The sequence below is a fragment of the Micromonospora sp. DT228 genome (assembly GCF_049841595.1).
In the GTDB taxonomy this organism is placed as follows: Bacteria; Actinomycetota; Actinomycetes; order Mycobacteriales; family Micromonosporaceae; genus Micromonospora.
This window is the reverse complement of sequence record NZ_JBNCKO010000005.1, coordinates 182,003-200,625: the sequence shown is the minus strand read 5'-3', so window position 1 is coordinate 200,625 and position 18,623 is coordinate 182,003. Positions and strand designations below refer to the sequence as shown.

21 protein-coding genes are annotated in these 18,623 nt (G+C 72.8%); 7 read left to right on the top strand and 14 right to left on the bottom strand.

The annotated features are described in order from the left end of the window. Positions 1-67 precede the first annotated feature (67 nt). From ACLQ29_RS12725 to ACLQ29_RS12710, 4 genes are all read left to right on the top strand, one after another. Positions 68-1,072, top strand: a complete 1,005-nt coding sequence (locus ACLQ29_RS12725; protein WP_425771798.1) for an RDD family protein — start codon at positions 68-70, stop codon at positions 1,070-1,072. Further along, the gene (gene hisC / locus ACLQ29_RS12720; RefSeq protein ID WP_425771797.1) at positions 1,069-2,172 is read left to right on the top strand and encodes a histidinol-phosphate transaminase; all 1,104 of its coding nucleotides are present in this window, start codon (positions 1,069-1,071) and stop codon (positions 2,170-2,172) included. Before ACLQ29_RS12725 ends, hisC begins: the two co-directional genes overlap by 4 nt. A gap of 119 nt (positions 2,173-2,291) precedes the next feature. Beyond that, the gene (locus ACLQ29_RS12715; RefSeq protein WP_425771796.1) at positions 2,292-2,846 is read left to right on the top strand and encodes a hypothetical protein; all 555 of its coding nucleotides are present in this window, start codon (positions 2,292-2,294) and stop codon (positions 2,844-2,846) included. Between the two features lie 160 nt (positions 2,847-3,006). Then, entirely contained in the window at positions 3,007-3,891 is an 885-nt protein-coding gene (locus ACLQ29_RS12710) for a hypothetical protein (protein WP_425771795.1), read from the top strand. Positions 3,892-3,962: 71 nt separating this feature from the next. Here ACLQ29_RS12710 and ACLQ29_RS12705 read toward each other — a convergent pair whose 3' ends face one another. From ACLQ29_RS12705 to ACLQ29_RS12680, 6 genes are all read right to left on the bottom strand, one after another. Continuing rightward, on the bottom strand, positions 3,963-4,349 hold the full coding sequence (locus tag ACLQ29_RS12705; protein WP_425771794.1) for an LPXTG cell wall anchor domain-containing protein: 387 nt from the start codon (positions 4,347-4,349) through the stop codon (positions 3,963-3,965). Positions 4,350-4,450: 101 nt separating this feature from the next. Next, the gene (locus ACLQ29_RS12700; protein ID WP_425771793.1) at positions 4,451-5,707 is read right to left on the bottom strand and encodes a PQQ-binding-like beta-propeller repeat protein; all 1,257 of its coding nucleotides are present in this window, start codon (positions 5,705-5,707) and stop codon (positions 4,451-4,453) included. A 103-nt stretch (positions 5,708-5,810) separates the two neighbouring features. Next, positions 5,811-6,290, bottom strand: a complete 480-nt coding sequence (locus ACLQ29_RS12695) for an SRPBCC family protein (protein ID WP_425771792.1) — start codon at positions 6,288-6,290, stop codon at positions 5,811-5,813. A 143-nt stretch (positions 6,291-6,433) separates the two neighbouring features. Next, entirely contained in the window at positions 6,434-6,643 is a 210-nt protein-coding gene (locus ACLQ29_RS12690) for a DUF397 domain-containing protein (protein WP_393369539.1), read from the bottom strand. Positions 6,644-6,817: 174 nt separating this feature from the next. Further along, positions 6,818-8,014, bottom strand: coding sequence for a fumarylacetoacetase (gene fahA / locus ACLQ29_RS12685; protein ID WP_425771791.1), 1,197 nt, complete (start codon positions 8,012-8,014; stop codon positions 6,818-6,820). After that, a complete protein-coding gene (locus ACLQ29_RS12680) occupies positions 8,011-8,880 on the bottom strand; it encodes a hypothetical protein (protein ID WP_425771790.1) in 870 nt (289 codons plus the stop codon). The genes fahA and ACLQ29_RS12680 overlap by 4 nt, the downstream gene beginning before the upstream one ends. Positions 8,881-8,974: 94 nt before the next feature. Here ACLQ29_RS12680 and ACLQ29_RS12675 point away from each other — a divergent pair, with 94 nt between their 5' ends. After that, the gene (locus ACLQ29_RS12675) at positions 8,975-10,141 is read left to right on the top strand and encodes a homogentisate 1,2-dioxygenase (RefSeq protein ID WP_425771789.1); all 1,167 of its coding nucleotides are present in this window, start codon (positions 8,975-8,977) and stop codon (positions 10,139-10,141) included. Here the strand turns inward: ACLQ29_RS12675 and ACLQ29_RS12670 are convergent. The 4 genes from ACLQ29_RS12670 to ACLQ29_RS12655 are packed head-to-tail and all read right to left on the bottom strand — an operon-like array spanning position 10,138 to position 12,912. Next, entirely contained in the window at positions 10,138-11,166 is a 1,029-nt protein-coding gene (locus tag ACLQ29_RS12670; protein ID WP_425771788.1) for a tetratricopeptide repeat protein, read from the bottom strand. The two genes, ACLQ29_RS12675 and ACLQ29_RS12670, sit on opposite strands and share 4 nt — an antisense overlap. A gap of 10 nt (positions 11,167-11,176) precedes the next feature. Next, positions 11,177-11,659 carry a 2-C-methyl-D-erythritol 2,4-cyclodiphosphate synthase gene (gene ispF / locus ACLQ29_RS12665; protein WP_425771787.1) on the bottom strand — a complete coding sequence of 161 codons (483 nt, stop codon included), beginning with the start codon at positions 11,657-11,659 and terminating at the stop codon, positions 11,177-11,179. 16 nt (positions 11,660-11,675) lie between these two features. Next, positions 11,676-12,371 (bottom strand): 2-C-methyl-D-erythritol 4-phosphate cytidylyltransferase, encoded by a 696-nt coding sequence (gene ispD, locus ACLQ29_RS12660; RefSeq protein ID WP_425771786.1) that lies wholly within the window; start codon positions 12,369-12,371, stop codon positions 11,676-11,678. A 55-nt stretch (positions 12,372-12,426) separates the two neighbouring features. Further along, a complete protein-coding gene (locus ACLQ29_RS12655) occupies positions 12,427-12,912 on the bottom strand; it encodes a CarD family transcriptional regulator (protein WP_007073334.1) in 486 nt (161 codons plus the stop codon). A gap of 328 nt (positions 12,913-13,240) precedes the next feature. Here ACLQ29_RS12655 and ACLQ29_RS12650 point away from each other — a divergent pair, with 328 nt between their 5' ends. After that, positions 13,241-13,927: a hypothetical protein gene (locus ACLQ29_RS12650; RefSeq protein WP_425771785.1), complete on the top strand. Its 687-nt coding sequence runs from the start codon at positions 13,241-13,243 to the stop codon at positions 13,925-13,927. A gap of 10 nt (positions 13,928-13,937) precedes the next feature. Here ACLQ29_RS12650 and ACLQ29_RS12645 read toward each other — a convergent pair whose 3' ends face one another. From ACLQ29_RS12645 to ACLQ29_RS12630, 4 genes are all read right to left on the bottom strand, one after another. After that, the gene (locus tag ACLQ29_RS12645) at positions 13,938-14,573 is read right to left on the bottom strand and encodes a hypothetical protein (RefSeq protein ID WP_425771784.1); all 636 of its coding nucleotides are present in this window, start codon (positions 14,571-14,573) and stop codon (positions 13,938-13,940) included. 32 nt (positions 14,574-14,605) lie between these two features. After that, positions 14,606-15,655 carry a type III polyketide synthase gene (locus ACLQ29_RS12640; protein WP_393369514.1) on the bottom strand — a complete coding sequence of 350 codons (1,050 nt, stop codon included), beginning with the start codon at positions 15,653-15,655 and terminating at the stop codon, positions 14,606-14,608. Between the two features lie 94 nt (positions 15,656-15,749). Continuing rightward, a complete protein-coding gene (locus tag ACLQ29_RS12635; protein ID WP_425771783.1) occupies positions 15,750-16,916 on the bottom strand; it encodes an acyl-CoA dehydrogenase family protein in 1,167 nt (388 codons plus the stop codon). A 41-nt stretch (positions 16,917-16,957) separates the two neighbouring features. Further along, positions 16,958-17,728, bottom strand: a complete 771-nt coding sequence (locus tag ACLQ29_RS12630; protein WP_425771782.1) for a methyltransferase domain-containing protein — start codon at positions 17,726-17,728, stop codon at positions 16,958-16,960. A 46-nt stretch (positions 17,729-17,774) separates the two neighbouring features. On the opposite strand from ACLQ29_RS12630, the gene ACLQ29_RS12625 reads away from it, so the two are divergent. Then, positions 17,775-18,614 (top strand): UbiA family prenyltransferase, encoded by an 840-nt coding sequence (locus tag ACLQ29_RS12625; RefSeq protein WP_393369507.1) that lies wholly within the window; start codon positions 17,775-17,777, stop codon positions 18,612-18,614. The last annotated feature ends 9 nt before the right edge of the window (positions 18,615-18,623 follow it).

Here is an 18,623-nt window from a genome sequence, read left to right as displayed (position 1 = left end):
CGAAGCGGAGCGGCGGCGTGAGCGAGCGCAGCGAGCGAACCATCAAGCAGCGAAGCGGAGCGGCGGCGTGAGCGTTCAACCCGGCTGGTATGTGGACCCGGCCGACACCGACACCCGGCGTTACTGGGACGGCGAGGGTTGGCTCGGCGCGCCCATCCCCGTCGATGCCACCCCGCCGGACGGCCCTCCGCCGGTCGAGCCGCCGCCCGCGCCGGTCACCCCGACCGCACCCGTGGCGGTGGGCACCTCGGACCCGGCGACCGCCGTGCCCGGCGGGCCGCCGCAGCAGGGCCCACCACCGGGGTACGGCCCACCACCGGGGTACGGCCCGCAGCCCGGCCCCGGTCCAGGCTGGGGACCGGCCGCCGGCCCGCCTGGTTGGGGTCCGCAGGGCAATCCACCGGGCTGGGCGCCTCCGGGTGGCCAACCGGGCTGGGCGCCCCCGCCCGGCCACCCGGGTGTGCCGGTGCGACCGCCCGAGCCACGGCCGCACGGCCTCGTGCTGGCCGGTTACGGCCGCCGGTTCGTTGCCCGGCTGATCGACTTCGGCCTCGTCTTCGCGCTGAACATCGTGGCCAACGGCTGGTTCGTCTGGCGTCTGGCGCAGGAGTGGGCCCCGTACTGGCAGGAGGTCTTCCGGCGGGCGGCGCGGGGCGAGACCTCCAGAGAGGGCCTGCCGTTGCCCGGCCCGCAGGCCGATTCGCTCCTGCTGGTGATCCTGCTGGTCGCCGCCGCGCTCTGGTTGGCGTACGAGGTGCCGGCCATGGCCGCCAACGGGCAGACCGTCGGCAAGCGGCTGATGCGGATCCGGGCGGTGCCGATCGCCGCCGACCAGCCGCTGGGCATGGGTCGGTCGCTGAGCCGGTGGAGCACGCTGGGTCTGCCCACTCTGCTCTGGTACTGCGCCGGGATCGGTCTGGTGCTGCAACTCGTCGACGCCCTCTCCCCGCTCTTCGACCATCCGCTGCGTCAGGCGCTGCACGACAAGCGCGCGCAGACGGTCGTCGTCGAAGTTCCGCACGACTCCACCCCCTCGAACGACCGCAACCAGCCCTCGGGAGACACCCCATGACCGACTCCGGACGTCACCAGCCGGCGCTGCGGCTGACCCGCGCCGACCTGGACGCGCTGCCCAACTACGTGCCGGGGCGCAGTCCCGCCGACCTGGCGCGGGAGTTGGGCCTGCCGGAGGCCATCAAGCTGGCCAGCAACGAGGTGCCGTACGGCCCGCTGCCGGGCGTGGTGGAGGCGGTCACCGAGGCGATCACCACCTCGCACCGCTACCCGGACATGGGCGTGGTCGCGCTGCGTGACGCGCTTGCCGAGCGGTACGGGGTGCACGCCGACCGGATCGCCACCGGCTGCGGGTCGGTGGCGCTCGCCGAGCACCTGGTCCGGGCCACCTGCCTGCCCGGCGACGAGGTGCTCTACTCGTGGCGGTCCTTCGAGGCGTACCCGATCATCGTGGCGACCAGCGGCGCGACGAGCGTGCGGGTGCCCAACGACGCCGGGCACGGGCACGATCTGGCGGCGATGGCCGCGGCGGTGACCGACCGGACCCGGGTGATCTTCGTCTGCAACCCGAACAACCCCACCGGTACGGCGGTGCGCCGGGCCGAGCTGGACCGGTTCCTCGACGCGGTGCCGGACGACGTGCTTGTGGTGATCGACGAGGCGTACCGGGAGTTCGTCACCGACCCGGAGGTGCCGGACGGTCTCGACTACCTGGACCGGCCGAACGTGGCGGTGTTGCGCACCCTGTCCAAGGCGTGGGGTCTGGCCGGCCTGCGGATGGGCTGGCTGGTTGCCCAGCCGGTGGTGGCCGCGGCCATCCGCAAGGTGGCGACCCCGTTCTCCAGCAGCACTGCGGCCCAGGCCGGGGCGCTCGCCGCGCTGGCACAGGTGACGGAGATGGAGCGCCGCTGCGCCCTGGTCGTCGCCGAGCGGGACCGGGTCAGTGAGGCGTTGCGCAAGTTCGTGCCCGAGGTGCCGACGAGCCAGGCCAACTTCGTCTGGCTGCCGCTGGGCGAGCGGGCCGTGGCGTTCGGCAAGGCGTGTGAGGCGCGTGGCGTGATCGTGCGGCCGTTCGCCGGGGACGGGGTCCGGGTCACCATCGGCACCCCCGCCGAGAACGACGCGTTCCTGGCCGCCGCCGAGTCGGCACTGACCTGACTCGGATCGGGCCATAAGTTCGGTTTGTCCGCTTACACCCGCTAACTGCCCTATCTTCCGAAGTAGCCGGTTGTATCGAGGAATCACACCGGCTCACTTCGAGAACGGGGTAACAAACAGTGCGTACTGCCAAGATCTGTCTCGCCGGAGCGGCCGCCGCCGCGATGGTGGGCTTCCTCGCCGCACCGGCCGCCGCCGCGCCCACCGACGACACGACCGTCACCTTCGAGGTGGAGGCGGGCACCCTCGACATCGTCGCGCCGGCCACGGCCGACCTGGGCGGCGGCGCGCCCGGCAGCGTCATCACCGGCCAACTCGGCGCGGTCACGGTCACCGACTCCCGGGGTGCGGCGGACGCCTCCTGGGTCGCCACGGTGACGGCCACGAACTTCCAGACCGGCGGTGGCACGCCCGAGGAGACGGTACTCGCATCGGAGATCGACTACTGGTCCGGCCCGGCGACGGCGACCACCGGCACCGGCACCTTCACGCCCGGTCAGGCCAACGCCGCCGCCGCGGAAGCGCTTGACAACGTCACCCCGGTCACCGCGTTCACCCACACCGGCGGCACCGGCGGTAACACCGCGACCTGGAACCCGACCCTGATCGTGAACGTGCCGCTGGACAGCATCGCGGGCGTCTACACCGGCACGGTGACGCATTCGGTGGCCTAGCCGCCACGGCCGGTCGACCGTCGCGGTCGCACTGGCGCTGCTCTCCCTCGCCGGTCCGGGTCTGTCGACCCGGGCCGGCGCGGCCGAGCCAGACGCCGACGACCGCCTCGGAATCCGGCTGCTGGAGGCACCCACCAATCGCCGCGACGACCCCCGGGCGTTGCGCTACATCGTCGATCACCTGCCGCCGGGCACCACAATCAAACGGCAACTATTGATCGCCAATCGCACCGACGAGGCCCGCCGCATCGACGTCTACCCGGCGGCGGCGAGCGTGGAGGGGTCCGAGTTCACATTCGGCGAGGGCCGCGCGGCCAACGAGCTGACCTCCTGGATCACCCTCGACACCTCGGCTGTCGAGGTGAAAGCGTGGGGCGAGGCCCGGGTTCTGGCCACCATCGTGGTGCCGCCGGCCGCCTCGCGAGGCGAGCGGTACGGGGTGATCTGGGCGTCCGCCACCTCCGCGCCCCGCTCCGACGGGGAGGTCACCCAGATCCACCGGGTCGGCGTCCGGACGTACCTCGACATCGGCCCCGGGGGTGAGCCGGTCTCCGACTTCTCGATCGGCGAGCTTCGCCCGGCCCGCAGCCCCGAGGGCGAGCCCTCGGTGACCGCCCAGGTCACCAACACCGGCGGCCGTGCCATCGACCTGACCGGCTCGGTCACCCTCAGCGACGGACCAGCCGACAGCCGGGCCGGCCCATTCCAGGTCGGCCAGGGCGTCACGCTACCGCCGGGTGGCTCCGGGCAGGTCATCGCCCGGCTACCGGCGGCGTTGCCGAACGGGCCCTGGAAGATCGAGGTGAACCTGGAGAGCGGGCTGGTGAAGCGCGGCGTCAGCGCGCAGATCCAGTTTCCCGATGCGGGTCAGGTCGGCAAGCGGGGCAGCGTCATCTCCCGGATGACGTCCGGCTGGACCGTGGCGGCGGCCGTCGCGGGCCTCCTGCTCCTCGTCGGCCTCGCGGTGCTGGTCCGCCGCCGATCCCGCCAGTCCCCTCGACCTCCGACCGGCAGGCCACGGGAGCGTGTCCCGGCCGGACGATGACACACCGGCTGCCGTACCGCGCATCGGCCGCCGGCGGCGGGCCTCCGCCAACCGCCGACGGCCGGCGTACGTCACACTCGCCGCCACCGACGGGCGGCGAGGCCACCGACGATCAGCAGGATCACGCCCAGTCCGAGAAGCAGCAACGTCGACCCGCCGGAACCGGTGACCGGCAGGTGACCACCGTGGCTGGGCGTGGGCTGGGGTGGCGCAGTCGTAGGTGGTGCGGGTTGCGTCGGCGTGGGCGTCGGTGGTGCGGGTTGCGTCGGCGTGGGCGTCGGTGACGCCGGCAGGATCTCGAAGGTGACGCCGGTGTCCGCCGACGGCGCGACCCGGGCGGCAGTGAACCCGCGCGCCGACGCGGGATCGACGTCGAGCACCGGCGGAACCGCGAGTGCGAGGCTCGCCGCGGCGGCCAGTGCGCCACCCACGAGGTAGTTGGCTGCTGTCCTGCCCATGCGTCGACCCCTTCCCGAGGAAACCTGAACCATGAAAAACATACCTTTTACCGACAAAGGGTATGTACGGTTCGGATTTCCGGGCACCGGAGACACCACGATCAGGTGGCGGCCAGGATCACCGCTTCGGCGGTCAGGTAGTAGCGCCTGTCGTCCGCGGCAGGGTCGACCGGCCGGCGGAGACGTTCCACCGCGACGTAGCCGCCCTCGGCCCCCACCGCCCCGGGCACCCAGCCCGTCCCGTCCCGTCCGACGTTCAGCGAGAAGCGGGACAGTTGTCTGCCGGTCACCGGGTCCAGCGTCACCAGGCTGTTGGCTTCGGTCAGCAGGTGCGCCCGGCCGGGCTGCACGGCCAGGACCCGCACCGCGCCGAGATCCGCCGACCGCCACAGCTCGGCACCCGTACGCGCCGACCGACCCACCACCGCTCCGTCGAGCACCACGACAACCTGGTCATCCACCACCGTGGCCCCGGCCGGATCGAGCACGGGGGCAGCGACCGGCTCGCCGGGGCCCACCAGCCATCCCCGACCGGCCGCGTCGCCCGGTCCGGAGGTGCGCAGGGCCGGGCAGTCCGACCGGCCGGTACGACATCCGAGCGGAGTCACCACCAACTCGTCCGGGCCACCCGGCGGTCGCCACCGTTTGTGCACCACGCCGGTCGCCGCGTCCCGGAACTCGACGGTCGCGGGCCCGGCGCACCGGTCCAGACCGATCAGCTGTCCGCTGGCGGTGGTGCCGAGGTCGCTGCGGCACCGGCCGGGCAACTCGGCCCGCCACAACTGCTGACCGCCGCTCACCTCGACCCCGCGCGCCTCGGCGTCGCCGCTCGCCACCACCACCGCGCGGCCGTCCGAGAGGTCGGCGAGGTGCAGCCCGCGCGGGTCCCAGACGGTGGCCGCACCGGTACGACGTGCCACCGCCTCACTCTCGGCGGGCTCCGGGCCGTCGGCCCGCCAGAGCACCCGACCGGTGGGCGCGTCGAGCGCGACAAGTTTCCCGTCGGACCAGCGACTGACCACCGTCCTGCCGCTGGCCACCACCCCGGTCAACTCCGCCGGCCAGCGCCGGTACGACCAGTACGGGGTGGTCCGGTGCCGACCGTCGACCGGCCGGTCGGCGTAGACCTGGCGGTGTGCGGCGTACACCCGCAGTCTCCCGTCCACGATCAACGGGGCGACCGGCAGCCGACCGACCACACCGGCGGCCGGTTGGGCCGGCGGTGGGTACTCGGCGTGGGCCACAGTGCTCACCTCGGCCGGCGCGAGCACCCGATAGGCGATGACCGCGACGGCCACGGTCGCGAGCAGCGCCGCGACCGCCATCACGACCCGTCGTCGGCCTCTCGGGATCCCCATGCCGCACCTCCGCCCGGCACCCTACCCAGCGGAACCGGCCGGACCCCGCGCAGGTCACGGCGACCACGCGCGGAGGCGGAAGGCGGAGGTGACCGTCAGGTGCTCAGGCGGCTTCGACGGCGCCGGCACCGGCCGCCACGGCCAGGTCGGCCAGGTCGCGCCCGAGTGCCACCTCGACCGCCCGCGCGGCGAGGCCGCCGAGCAGCAGCGCCACCACCCGACCGTACGGAGCGGTCGGCACGGCCTCGTGGGTGACGGTGACCGCCGTGCAACCTCGGCGGCGACGCTTGACCTGCCGCAGACTCCAGGTGATCCGGTAGTCCACGCCGGCACCCGAGGAACAGAGCACCAACCGGTGTGGGGCGACTGCCTCCACCACCAGGAACTCTTCGGTGAGCGTGCCGCCGCCAGGCTGGGATCGCTCCTCACGCCAGGCGGTGCCCGGCCCGAACGGACCCGGGGTGAGCACCTCGATCGGGCCGGCGGCGGTCAGCCGGGCCGCGCGACCGGGTAGGTCGGTCAGCAGACACCAGACATCGACAGCGTGCGCCTCGATGAACCTGGTAACCGCCACCGTCGACATGCCAGCCTCCCGTATCCCCGACGGTACGCGGAGTGAGGGCCGGCCGTGGCCCCCGGGACGGATTTTCCACCTCCCGGAGGCCACACTGTCCGATTGGACCATTGCTCGGTACCGGCCGTCGCCGACCGGTGCCGATTCTCCGGTCAGTGTTCGAAGCGACCGACTCGAATCGCGCCGATGAACGCCGTCCACCCAGGCGGGCTGACCGCGAGTGTGGGGCCGGCCTGGTCCTTGGAGTCGCGGATCGCGACCAGACCATGGACGTCGACCAGGTTGTCCGCCACTTCCACGCAGAGCCCCTGGTCGTTGGAACGGCTGCTGGTACGCCAGATCGCGCCCGCAAGTTCGTGCATCGTCGTTACCTCCGTGTGCGATGGATGCCCCACCGCTGGCAGCCGGGTTGAGCCCGGCTCGGATCGCGCGGCGAGGCAACGGGATCCGGACGATCAACGGGTCAACCCGGGCCGGTTATCGCACCGGCTGTGCGATAACCGGTGCCGTGCACGAGACGAATGGAATGCGACCGTTCAGTGGGCCGGACGAATGGTGCCGCTGACCTCGCCCAGGGCGATTGTGGTGCCGTCCGGGCCGGGAGCGGTGGCGGTGATGGTCACCGTGTCGCCGTCGGCCAGAAACGTGCGGCTCTCGTCGCCCACCGGGACCGGCTCGGCCCCACCCCAGGACAACTCCAGGAACGAGCCGACCTGCGCGCGGTCGGGGCCGGAGACGGTGCCGGAGGCGTACAGGTCGCCGGTGCGCAGTGCCGCGCCGTTGACGGTGAGGTGGGCCAACTGCTGTGCCGGCGTCCAGTACATGGTGGCGAACGGCGGCTCACTCACCAGCGCGCCGTTCCACTCCACCGCCAGCCGGAGGTCCAGACCCAGGTGCGGCACGTCGCGCAGGTAGTCGACCACCGGCGGGTCCTGGTCGGGGGCCGGCACGAAGGCGTCGCCGAGCGCGTCCAGGGGCGTCACCCAGGCCGAGACCGAGGTGGCGAACGACTTGCCGAGGAACGGGCCGAGCGGCTGGTACTCCCAGGCCTGGATGTCCCGGGCCGACCAGTCGTTGACGAGCACCACCCCGAAGACGTGGTCGGCGAAGTCGTCGACCGACACCCGATCACCCAACCGGCTGGGTACGCCCACCACGAAACCGACCTCGGCCTCGATGTCGAGGCGTACCGACGGGCCGGTGACCGGGCCCTCGGCGGAGGCCCGCTGGCCGGTCGGCCGGGTCACCGGCGTGCCGGAGACGACAACCGTGCCGGCCCGCCCGTGGTAGCCGATCGGTAGGTGCTTCCAGTTGGGCAGCAGCGGCGGCTGACCGGGGCGGAAGATCTGCCCGACGTTCGACGCGTGGTGCTCGGAGGAGTAGAAGTCGACGTAGTCGGCCACCTCGATCGGGAGCACCAGCTCCACGTCGTCGAGGGGCACAAGCATCGGCTCCACGGCGGCCCGGTGCGTCGGGTCGGTCAACAGCTCGGTGATCCGCTGCCGCACCGCGACCCACTGCGGACGCCCCAGCGCCATGAACTCGTTGAGGGTGGGTCGGCACAACGCACCGGCGGCCAGCACCAGCTCCGCGGTCTCCGCGGCGGCCAGGTCGAACACCCACGACCCGATCCGTACGCCGATCCGCGGCCGGCCCCCGTCGCGCCGGAAGACCCCGTACGGCAGGTTCGTCACCCCGTACGGCGAACCGTCAACGCCGGTCACCCAGGTCATGCGTCGTAGCCCCCGTTCACCAGCCCCAGCCGGATCAGATCGGTAAGTGGTTCCAGGATGCTGCACGAGCCGAAGCCGACCCAGAGTGGACGAGGTAAGTGCAGCCGTGTCGTCGCGCGCTCCAACAGGGGGCGCGGGTCGAGCGCCGTCAACAGCTCGCCGACCCGGGCCACACCCTCGCCGTCGGCGGCGGCCAGCGTCGCGGCCAGCACGTTCGCGTACCCGTGGTGGGTGAAGCCGGTCTCCGGGTCGAGGTGGCGGACCGCCTGGTGCAGCCCGGCGGTGAGCTTGAACGGCAGATCCCGGTCCCGGCAGGCGCAGATCACCGCGGCCAGCTCGGCCGGGGTGGGGAACAGTTCGGCGGCCAGTCCGCCGGTGCGGAACTTGGCGGCGATCGGCACACCGTCGGCGCGCGCGGCGGCGATCGCGTCAAGCGCGCCGGTCAGCCCGAAGGTCAACGGAAGCTCGGCGTAGACGGTCTCCACGCCCGGTAGCGCGTCGGTCAGCCGCAGCAGCTCGGCGATTCCGGGCAGCGGGTCCTCGCCACGCTTGGCGACCGCCACCTCGACCTGCCGCGCGGTGACGCCGTCGGGGGCGAGGAACGAGAGCGCGAGGGGCAGACGACCGACACCGGTGTCCCCGATGAGACCGATCACCAGACCCTCGCCCCCGTCGACGAGACCGCTCAGCTCGCCGGCCGCGACGGTCGAGGCGGGAACCAGCAGCGGGCCGACCAGGTCGGCGTACCAGGCGGCGCGGTGCTGGCGGTGGGCGGCCAGGGCGTCGTGCAGCGTGGCGCTGCCCGGCGGGAAGACGGCAGCGTCGTCCACCAGGCCGGTCAGGAGTGCGGGCACCTGCGTTGACACGGAACAAGAATGTACGGGACGCTACGAGGAACGGACAACAACGTCCGATTATCGGACACACCTGGCCGGTGGACGGGACATATCGGGAGGCGAAATGCCGTATTACCGCAGCGTCGGCGAGGTGCCGCGCAAGCGCCACACCCAGTTCCGTCAGCCCGACGGCAGCCTCTACGCCGAGGAGCTGATGGGCCAGGAGGGCTTCTCCTCCGACTCGTCCCTGCTCTACCACCGGCACGCGCCCACCGCGATCCTGGCCGCCGACGTGTTCACCCCGCCCGCGTTCACCAGAGCCCCGAACCTGCCGCTCAAGCCCCGCCACCTGCGCACCCACAAGCTGGACACCGGCGGCGCCGACCCGATCCTCGGCCGGCAGTACCTGCTCGCCAACGACGACGTCCGGATCGGGTACGTGCTCGCCGACCGGCCCTCGCCGCTGTTCCGCGACGCCACCGGCGACCACTGCCTCTACGTCGAGTCGGGCACCCTGCGGGTCGAGTCCCCGTTCGGGGCGCTGGACGCGGTCGCCGGCGACTACGTCGTCATCCCCACCTCGACCATCCACCGGCTGGTGCCCACCGGCGACCAACCGGTCCGGCTGCTCACCGTCGAGGCCTCCGGCCACATCGGCCCACCCAAGCGCTACCTCTCCGTCCGCGGGCAGTTCCTGGAGCACTCGCCGTACTGCGAGCGCGACGTCCGCGGCCCCGACGGCCCGCTGCTCGTCGACGGCGAAGAGGTCGAGGTGCTGGTCCGCCACCGGCGTGGTTGGACCCGCTACGTCTACGCCAACCACCCGTTCGACGTGGTCGGCTGGGACGGCCACCTCTACCCGTGGGCCTTCTCCATCCACGACTTCGAGCCGATCACCGGCCGCATCCACCAGCCCCCGCCGGTGCACCAGACCTTCCAGGGCCCCAACTTCGTCATCTGCTCGTTCGTGCCCCGCAAGGTCGACTACCACCCGGACTCGATCCCGGTGCCGTACAACCACCACAACGTCGACTCCGACGAGATGCTCTTCTACACCGGCGGCAACTACGAGGCCCGCCGCGGCTCCGGCATCGAGCAGGGATCGATCTCGCTACACCCGTCCGGTTTCACCCACGGCCCCCAGCCGGGTGCCGCCGAGCGTTCCATCGGGGCCGACTACTTCGACGAGTTGGCCGTCATGGTCGACACCTTCCGCCCCCTGGATCTCTGCGACGCCGCCAACACCTGCGAAGACGAGGGATACGCCTGGACGTGGGCGCGTCGTGGCTAGCGGAATGCGGTTCTGGTGAAGATGGCGAACTCGGCTACCGCCGTGGCGGCGATGGCCAGCACCAGGGGCCACGGGGAGCCGACCACCGCGTACACCAGCAGCAGCAGCGGCGCGGCCGCCACGGCGTAGATCGACAGCGCGATCGCCCGGTCGGAGTGCAGCAGGGCCGGCAGGACGGTCCGGGTCAGCCCCGGCAACCGGGCCGCGAGCTGCCAGACGACGATCGCCCCGGTGAGCGCGGCGAGCACCGCCAGGACGCGGGAGAAGCCGCCGCTCGCCGGCGCCGCGAAGGCCACCAGCACCGCCGCCACCAGCGACCAGCCCGCCCCGTAGAGCACCAGGCGATGCAGGCCGTGCGCGAGCGTCCGCGGCGAGTCGATGCGGCTCGGGGTGATCGTGACAGTCTCGGCGACCCGCGCCAACGCCTGCGACCAACGGCGTTGCTCCAACCGCAGGACACCCACGTCGTGCCCAGCCTCGGCGACGCGCGGGTCGAGCCGCAACGCCTCCCGGTAGGCCCGCTCGGCCAGGTCGAACAGGTTCAGCCGGGCGGCGACCAGGCTGAGCACCAGGTGCGCCTGCGGCTCCTCCGGTGCCAGTTCGACGCCACGCCAGGCCGCGTTCAGCGCCGGCTGGCCGTTGCGGGCGTCCGCCAGGAGCGCCGCCGCGCTCCACTGGGCGTACGCGTCGGCCGGGCCGAGGGCGAGGATCCGGTCGGCGGTGGCCGCCGACTCGGGGTAACGCTCCAGGTCGGCCAGCGCCATGCCCTTGACGACAAGCGGCGGGAAAGCCTCCGGTGCGGCAGCCACGGCGGTGTCCGCGGCGGCGAGCGCCTCGGCCGGACGGCCGGCGGCCAGGTGCACCCGGGCCAGCGCGGTGAGCGCGTCCACGTCATCCGGTTGCAGGGCCAACCCGTAGGTCAGCTCACCGACCGCCTCGTCGTGGCGGCCGAGCTCGGCGAGAAGTTGGGCCCGCTGAAGGTAGCCGTCGGCGGCGGAACGGTCGGGGACTGGGTCGCTGGACATCGCGGCGAGCTTAGGCGGCCGACGCGTCGTACACCAGGGCCACCGCGACACCGGCCAGCCCTTCCTCGCGGCCGGTGAAGCCAAGCCCGTCGGTGGTCGCGGCGGAGACGGTGACCGGGGCGCCGACGGCCGCGGACAGCACCTCCTGGGCCTCTGCCCGACGGCGGCCGATCTTGGGTCGGTTGCCGATGACCTGCACCGACACGTTGCCGATCTCCAGGCCGCTGGCGCGCACCCGGCGGGCCGTCTCGGTCAGCAGCGCCACCCCGGACGCGCCGGCCCACTCCGGCTGGTCCACCCCGAAGGCAGAGCCGAGATCACCGAGACCGGCGGCGGAGAGCAGCGCGTTGCAGGCGGCGTGCGCGACCACGTCGGCGTCCGAGTGCCCGGCGAGGCCGTCCTGGTCGGGCCAGAGCAGGCCCGCGACCCAGCAGGGCCGGCCGGGCTCGAACGCGTGCACGTCGGTGCCGATGGCCACCCGGGGAACGATCATGAGCAGAGGGTACGCGTCAACCGGAGGCGCCAAGCAGGTGCTCGGCCAGCGCCAGGTCGAACGGTCTGGTGATTTTCAGGGCGTACTCCGAGCCCGGCACGCAGGTCACCGTAACGCCCTGTTTCTCGACCAACCCGGCGTCGTCGGTGAGGGGGTCGCCGGCCGCGGCGTGCGCGGCGCTGAGGACGGCCCGGCGGAAACCCTGCGGGGTCTGCACCGCGCGCAGGGCGGAACGGTCGACGGTGCCGAGCACCACCTCGCCGGCGCCGACTTCTTTGATCGTGTCGACGACCGGCAGCACCGGGATCACCGCGTCCCGTCCGTCGCGAACCGCCGCCGCGACGGATTCGACGAGTTCGGGTGGGGTGAGCGCGCGGGCGGCGTCATGCACCAGGACGATCGTCGGACCGGCGGGCACCGCGGCCAGCGCGGCGGCCACCGACGCCTGCCGTTCCGCACCGCCGGCGACCACGATCACCGGTGCGACCGGGGCCAGCAACTCACGGACTGCCTGCACGTCGGCGACCGGCGCGGCCACCACGATCGTGTGCACCGACGGCGCGGCGGCCAGTCGACGCACGGCATGCACCAACAGTGGCTCGCCAGCGAGCAGGCGCAGCGCCTTGGGTCGGCCGGGGCCGAGCCGTACGCCGGCACCCGCCGCAGGCACGAGGACCGCGACGTCACCGCGCGGGTTGAGCTGCGCGGTCACGTCGCGGTCCTCAGTGGTTTCTTCGCTGTGTGGTGGGACGACGATGCTGTGCGGACTAGGCCTCGGTGAGGACCTTGTCGAGCAGCGTCTCCGCCTCATCCTTGGTGCTCTTCTCGGCCAGCGCGACCTCACCGACGAGAATGTCGCGGGCCTTGGCAAGCATCCGCTTCTCGCCCGCAGAGAGGCCCCGCTCCCGCTCCCGGCGCCACAGGTCACGCACGACCTCGGCGACCTTCAGCGGGTTGCCGGAGGCCAGCTTTTCCAAATTAGCCTTGTAACGCCGCGACCAGTTGGTCGGCTCCTCGGTGTGCGGAGCCCGCAGAACGTCGAAGACCTTACCGAGGCCCTCTTCGCCGACCACCTCACGCACGCCCACGATCTCGGCGTTCTCGGCCGGCACCCGGACAGTCAGGTCACCCTGCGCGACCCTCAGGACGAGGTATTGCTTAGGCTCGCCCTTGATGACCCGAGTCTCGATTGCCTCGATGAGTGCGGCCCCGTGGTGGGGGTAGACAACGGTCTCGCCGACACTGAAAACCATAGGTTCGAAACCCCTTTCGCTGTGTCTAGGGTAACACGCTCAGGCACCGATGTCTCACCGATGTCCTGACCGTTGGCGCAGCTCAGGGGCCCTGTGAGAGGTCTTGCTTCAGCTTGACAGGCGGTCAAACCAATGGTTCGAACACGCTCCGTAACGTGCGGATGACTGCCCGGCACGGGTGAACAGAACGTCGAGATCAAGGGCTATGCGCTCCTCCCATGGTATCGCGGCCGGCGGGAATGCGCCCAGGTGTAGCGGGAGGTGCCCCTGGTGCGGGACCCTGGAGGCCGAGCCGCACACCGCTCTCGAGCCCCTTCCAGGAGGTCCGATGGGCAAGCCGGATGCCGAGGGTCACGGGCCAGCCGACGGCCTGCCCGGCCTACCGCCCGAGTGGGGCCGCATCGTGGTCCCGGACGACGCCTCCGCGCTCGCTGACGAGGCCGCCCAGCTTCGTCGCGAGCTGCGCCGCGCCGCCGGCGACCGCCCCGGCCGCCTGGCCCTGCCAGCGCTGGTGCTGCTTGTCGCCCTGCTCACCACGATGGCCGGCCTGCTCGCCGTCGCCTGGCCCCGCGCCAGCCGGAGCACCGACCGAGCGACTCCGGCCCCGTACGCGCCTCCGGCGACCGTCGCCGGCCGGGCATTGCCCGCGCTGGACCTGGTCGACGCCGCCCAGGCGCCGGTGCCGCTGCGCGGCCTGCTGCCCGCCATGATCATTCTGGTGGACGGCTGCCCCTGCCCCGAGCGGGTCGACGAGGCAGTGGCGGCCGCGCCTCCGGGAGTAGCGGTGATCACCGTCGCCGGAGGGCGGGCGGTCGCGACCCCGTCACCGGCGAGCAAGGGCGTCCGGGCGCTGGCCGACCCCGCCGGCGGACTGCGGTCGTTCCTGGGCCAACCGGTCCGCCCCGGAGCCCTGACCGCGCTGCTCGTCGACCGCGCCGGCACAGTGACCCGGGTGCTGCCCGACCTGGGCACAGTCGACTCCTACCGGGGCGACCTGAGCGCCCTCGCCGGCTGACGCCACGAGGCTAGCGGGGCAGGCCGACGAGTTGCGCCTCGAAGTCGATCTCACGCACCCCGACCGTCGACAGCGACACCCGGAACGGCCTGCCGTGCGAGAACACCTCGGCGCTGGTGATCGTGCCGTCGCAGTCGATCTCGGACGGCCCGGCCGACTCGGCCTCGAAGACCGTCACCGACAGGGTGCCCAGCCTGGTGCACCGGTACTGCAGCAGGTAGCGGGAGTCGCCGCCTCCCGCCTGCCGGACGACGCGCTGTCTCGGCACGAGCACCGCCCGCTCCTGCCAGATCGTCTCGCGGAACGCGGGCAACTCGCCCTGGAAGAAGAGCCAGCTCGGATCACCCTCGATGTCGGTGATCTCACCGCTGGCCGGGTCGATCACCGCCCGCGGGACATCCACCGCCCGGACGACCGCCCCCGTCTCTCCGCCGACCCGCGCGGTCAGCTCACCACCGCGGACCAGGGCGCGATCCAACGGTGTGCTGACGCTGGGCCCCACGGCAGGTGCGACCGTCGCACCAGCCGGTGGGGACACCGGGGACGGCGCGGCCGATCGCCACCACCAGCCACCGGCGACCAGGACGGCCACCGTCGCGCCGAACAGCACCGCCGAGCGCAGCCGCTCGTCCACCGTCGCACCCATCCGTCGAGCGTAACGCCGGCACCGGCGGATGTTTACTCCTGTCGATCCAGCAGGGCGGCGTAGAGGGTGAGGCCGGGGCCGAACGCCAGCATGACGACGCGTCGAGCCGCCGGCGTCGAGCGGCCCAACCGGTCCAGGATCAGCAACACGGTCGGCGACGAGCAGTTACCGTGCTCGTCGAGCGTCGCCCGGGACGCCGCCAGCCCCTCCGGGGGGAGGGCCAACTCCCGCTCCACCACGTTGAGGATCCGCGGCCCGCCCGGGTGCACAGCCCAACCATCCACCTCGGAACTGGTGACGCCGTGCCGGGCCAACAGGTCGTCGACCAACCCGCGTACGTGTTTCGACAGCACCTGCGGCACCTTCGGCGACAGCCCCATCCGGAAGCCGGCATCGGTGACGTCCCAGGTCATGTGGTCGGCGGTCGAGGTGTCGGTGACCGAGGTGACCTCGCGTAACGCGTACCCCGGACCACCCGGCACAACCACGGCGGCGACCGCGGCGTCCGAGAAGAGCGCGTGCGAGACGATCTGCTGGGTGTCCACCCTGGCACTTGACGGCTGGATGTGCAGGCTGGTCAGCTCCGCGCAGAGCAGCAGCGCCGGCCGCCCCCGCGCGGTGACGAAGTCACTCGCCGCGCCGAGCCCCGGCAGCGCCGCGTAACAGCCCATGTGGCCGATGACCATCCGCTGGGTGTCCGCCGCCATGCCGAGATCCCGGGCGAGCAGGATGTCCAGCCCCGGGGTGGCGTAGCCGGTGCAGGAGCAGACGATGAACAGCCCGATGTCACCGGCGCCCAACCCGGCGGCGGTCAACGCGCGGCCCACCGCCTCCTTGCCCAACGGCAGCGCCTCCACCTGGTAGCGGCGCATCCGGCGCTCGGTCGGCCAGTCCGAGACGTCCTCCAGCAGGGGATTGACCGCGGCCTGCCGCCGGGTCACCCCCGAGTTGGCGAAGATCCGTTGGGCCAACGACCGGGTGGTGCCGGAGAAGTGCCGGGAGAAGAAGCCCTCCCACAACTCGTCCTGCGAAGCGGACGGCGGCTGCGCAGCCCCGAGCCCCGCGATCACTGGTACGGACACGATCCCCACCTCTCGTCAGATGCTGTCCTCCCCCTGGCCGTCCCACCAGCCGCCTCGGCTGGCCGATCTTTCCTGCGAGCCTCGTACGGCCGGCTCACCAACGCGGTGCCGATCCGTCACGATCCGGGTCGCCACCCAGGGCGGCGATGCCGAGCCAGTCGGCGCAGACGTCCGACGTGGCCGGGTGCAGTGACCCGCAGCGGGCATCCCGGTAGAGCCGCTCCAACGGGTGGCCACGGCGGGTCGCCGAGGTGCCCGCCGCCTCCAGCACCGACGCGGCCACCTCCGCGGCCGTGGTGCCGGCGAGCAGCTTCGCCCGCCACACCCAGCGGTTGGTCTCCTCGTCGCCCGGCAGCTCGTCCACCCGGCGGGCCGCCTCGGCGACCACAAGTTGGGCGGCCGCCGTGGCCGCGTCCGCCCGGCCCAGTCGGGCCCGCACCGCCGGCAGACCGGCCAGCCGGCGCTCGTTGAGGTGCTCGACCGCCGCGTCGATCGCCGCCCGGGCGACCCCCACGTAGACGGCCGCGTAGCTGGCCACCAGCCAGTGCGGCATCAACTGGGCCACCACCAACGCCAGGCCCTCGACCCCGCCGAGCAGCCGGTCCGTGGGCACCGTGACGTCCAGGTGCAGGTCGTGCGAGGAGGTGGCGCGCATGCCGAGCGCGTCCCAGGTCGGCTCCACGGTCAGGCCGTCGCCGGCCGGCACCAGGAACTGCGAGACCACCGACTGGTCGGCCACGCTGCGCGCCGCCACCAGGTAACCGTCGGCGTGGCCGGCACCGGAACAGAAGGTCTTGCTGCCCTTGAGATGCCAGCCCTCGTCGGTGGCCTCGTAGACCGTGCTCAGTTGGGACAGTCGGGCGCCGGCCCCCCGCTCGCTCATCGCGACCGCGTACCAGGAGCCCTCGGCGGCGGCGGTGAGCAGGCGGTCCCGGGCGGCCAGCGCCTCGTCCGGGACACCCAACGCCTCGGCCAGTTCCTCGGTGACCGCGCCGAGCGCGCCGGTCACCGAGGCGTGCATGTTGAACACCAGGGCGGTCGCCCCGTTGCCCCGGGCAAGCTCAGTGGCCACTGCGGCGTACTCGGCGAAGGTGGCTCCCATGCCTCCCAGCGCGCGGGGCACCATCAACCCGAACAGGCCGGCCTCCCGCAGATCGCGGAAGTCGTCCACCGGAAAGGAACCGTCCCGGTCGTGCTGCGCGGCCCGCGCGGCGAACCGCGGCGCCAACCGGCGGGCCGCCTCAAGCGCATGCACCGTCATGTCGCCTCCTTCTCACAGTGCCGTACCCCGTCCCGGCCCGACTATCCGTTTCGGACCCCCCACCCCTGGTAGAGCACCGCGGTGGACGGGGTCGGCACGATGCGCGGACCGCGGCCGGCCGGCGTCGTGCCCGGCCGGCCCGTGCGGGCTCGCCGCAGCAACCAGGCCACCAGGCCGCCCACCTGCGGACGGATGCCGCGCACCCGCAGGTCGACGCCGTGCCGGGCGCACTCGGCCACCAACTCCCGCGCGTCCACGAACAACCGTGGATCGTGGATGCCGCGCGGCACCGTCGGCAGCCGCTCGGCGATCCGTACCGCGACGAGCCGGGCCAGTGCCGTGTCGTTCAGGGTGTCCAGCACCAACAGGCCGCCCGGACGCAGCAGCCGGCACGCCTCGGCGACCACCCGCGGCCAGGCCGGCACGTGCTCCAGCAACTCGCCCGCGGAGACCACGTCGGCGCAACCGTCCGGGAGCGGGACCGCTGTCGCATCACCCTGGACGACGCGTACTCCGTGCTCGGCCGCCTGGAGCAACGCCGAGCGGGTCAGATCAACACCGACGTGGCGGTAGCCCTTGCCGGTCAGGTGCGGCGCGAGCAGGCCGGCGCCGCAGCCCAGGTCCACCAGCAGCTCGCCGGGGCGGGTCGCCGGTGGCACCAGCGCCGCGCGGGCAGCGGCCAGCCAGTGCAGCATCGCGAACGCGCCATCCGGCCGCCACCACTCACCGGCCAGGTCGTCGTACTGGCGCGGGTCGTTTCGCGGCAGCACCCGGGGGCCGGTGGACGCCGCGGACGCAGCCACGTCTCGCATGGCACCGAGAGTGGCACGACTGCTCGGTAACGACCAGACTTCCCTTATGTCGCCGAGGGTGTTAGGGCTGGTCAGAGCGAGCCACCCGGAACCGGCCGCGGCGGTGACCACGGTCGCCGGTCTGCTGGCGTGGGGAGTGGGCCACCGGCCGTCGGGAATCGTCTCGGTGGTGCTCGCCGTGCTGGCCAGCCAGCTCGCCGTGGGCTGGACCAACGACGCGCTGGACGCCGAGCGGGACGCCACCGTGGGGCGTACCGACAAACCGGTCGCCGCCGGCGCGGTCGGCCGGCGCACCACGGCCTGGGCCGCGGCGGCGGCCGCGGTGGCCTGTCCGCTGCTGGCGCTGACCACGAACCCGACGGCGGCGTTCTGGTTGACCGTCGCCCTGATCTCGGCGCTGCTCTACGACTGGCCACTCAAGGCCACCGCCTTCTCGGTGGTGCCGTACGCCGTTTCCTTCGGCGCGCTGCCCGCCTTCGTGGTGCTCGCGCTGCCCGGTCAGCCGGCCCCACCCACCTGGCTGCTGGTGGCGGCGGCCTGCCTGGGGGCCGGCGCGCACTTCGCCAACGTGCTTCCCGACCTGGCCGACGACGCCCGGACCGGTGTGCGCGGCCTGCCACATCGGCTGGGGTCCACCGGCAGCCGGGCGGCGGCGGCCGGTCTGCTCCTCGCGGCGACCGCGACCCTGGTCCTCGGGCCACCCGGGCCGCCGTCGGCGGTCGGGCTGGCCGCGGTCGGCACGGCCGCCGTGGTGCCGGCACTGAGCTGGTACGCGGGACGCTCGGCGGTCCGGGCCGGCCGGCGGCCGGTGGCGGCCTTCCGGGCGGTCATGTTGGTGGCCCTGATCGACGTGGTCCTGCTGGTGGCGAGCGGTCGGGTGGTGTGAGCGGCACCC

Excerpts from the sequence above, each read along its gene's own strand:
- hisC (WP_425771797.1), top strand. The coding sequence starts at position 1,069 with ATGACCGACTCCGGACGTCACCAGCCGGCGCTGCGGCTGACCCGCGCC.
- ACLQ29_RS12705 (WP_425771794.1), bottom strand. The coding sequence starts at position 4,349 with ATGGGCAGGACAGCAGCCAACTACCTCGTGGGTGGCGCACTGGCCGCC.
- ACLQ29_RS12700 (WP_425771793.1), bottom strand. The coding sequence starts at position 5,707 with ATGGGGATCCCGAGAGGCCGACGACGGGTCGTGATGGCGGTCGCGGCG.
- ACLQ29_RS12695 (WP_425771792.1), bottom strand. The coding sequence starts at position 6,290 with ATGTCGACGGTGGCGGTTACCAGGTTCATCGAGGCGCACGCTGTCGAT.
- ACLQ29_RS12690 (WP_393369539.1), bottom strand. The coding sequence starts at position 6,643 with ATGCACGAACTTGCGGGCGCGATCTGGCGTACCAGCAGCCGTTCCAAC.
- fahA (WP_425771791.1), bottom strand. The coding sequence starts at position 8,014 with ATGACCTGGGTGACCGGCGTTGACGGTTCGCCGTACGGGGTGACGAAC.
- ACLQ29_RS12675 (WP_425771789.1), top strand. The coding sequence starts at position 8,975 with ATGCCGTATTACCGCAGCGTCGGCGAGGTGCCGCGCAAGCGCCACACC.
- ACLQ29_RS12670 (WP_425771788.1), bottom strand. The coding sequence starts at position 11,166 with ATGTCCAGCGACCCAGTCCCCGACCGTTCCGCCGCCGACGGCTACCTT.
- ispF (WP_425771787.1), bottom strand. The coding sequence starts at position 11,659 with ATGATCGTTCCCCGGGTGGCCATCGGCACCGACGTGCACGCGTTCGAG.
- ACLQ29_RS12655 (WP_007073334.1), bottom strand. The coding sequence starts at position 12,912 with ATGGTTTTCAGTGTCGGCGAGACCGTTGTCTACCCCCACCACGGGGCC.
- ACLQ29_RS12650 (WP_425771785.1), top strand. The coding sequence starts at position 13,241 with ATGGGCAAGCCGGATGCCGAGGGTCACGGGCCAGCCGACGGCCTGCCC.
- ACLQ29_RS12645 (WP_425771784.1), bottom strand. The coding sequence starts at position 14,573 with ATGGGTGCGACGGTGGACGAGCGGCTGCGCTCGGCGGTGCTGTTCGGC.
- ACLQ29_RS12635 (WP_425771783.1), bottom strand. The coding sequence starts at position 16,916 with ATGACGGTGCATGCGCTTGAGGCGGCCCGCCGGTTGGCGCCGCGGTTC.
- ACLQ29_RS12630 (WP_425771782.1), bottom strand. The coding sequence starts at position 17,728 with ATGCGAGACGTGGCTGCGTCCGCGGCGTCCACCGGCCCCCGGGTGCTG.
- ACLQ29_RS12625 (WP_393369507.1), top strand. The coding sequence starts at position 17,775 with ATGTCGCCGAGGGTGTTAGGGCTGGTCAGAGCGAGCCACCCGGAACCG.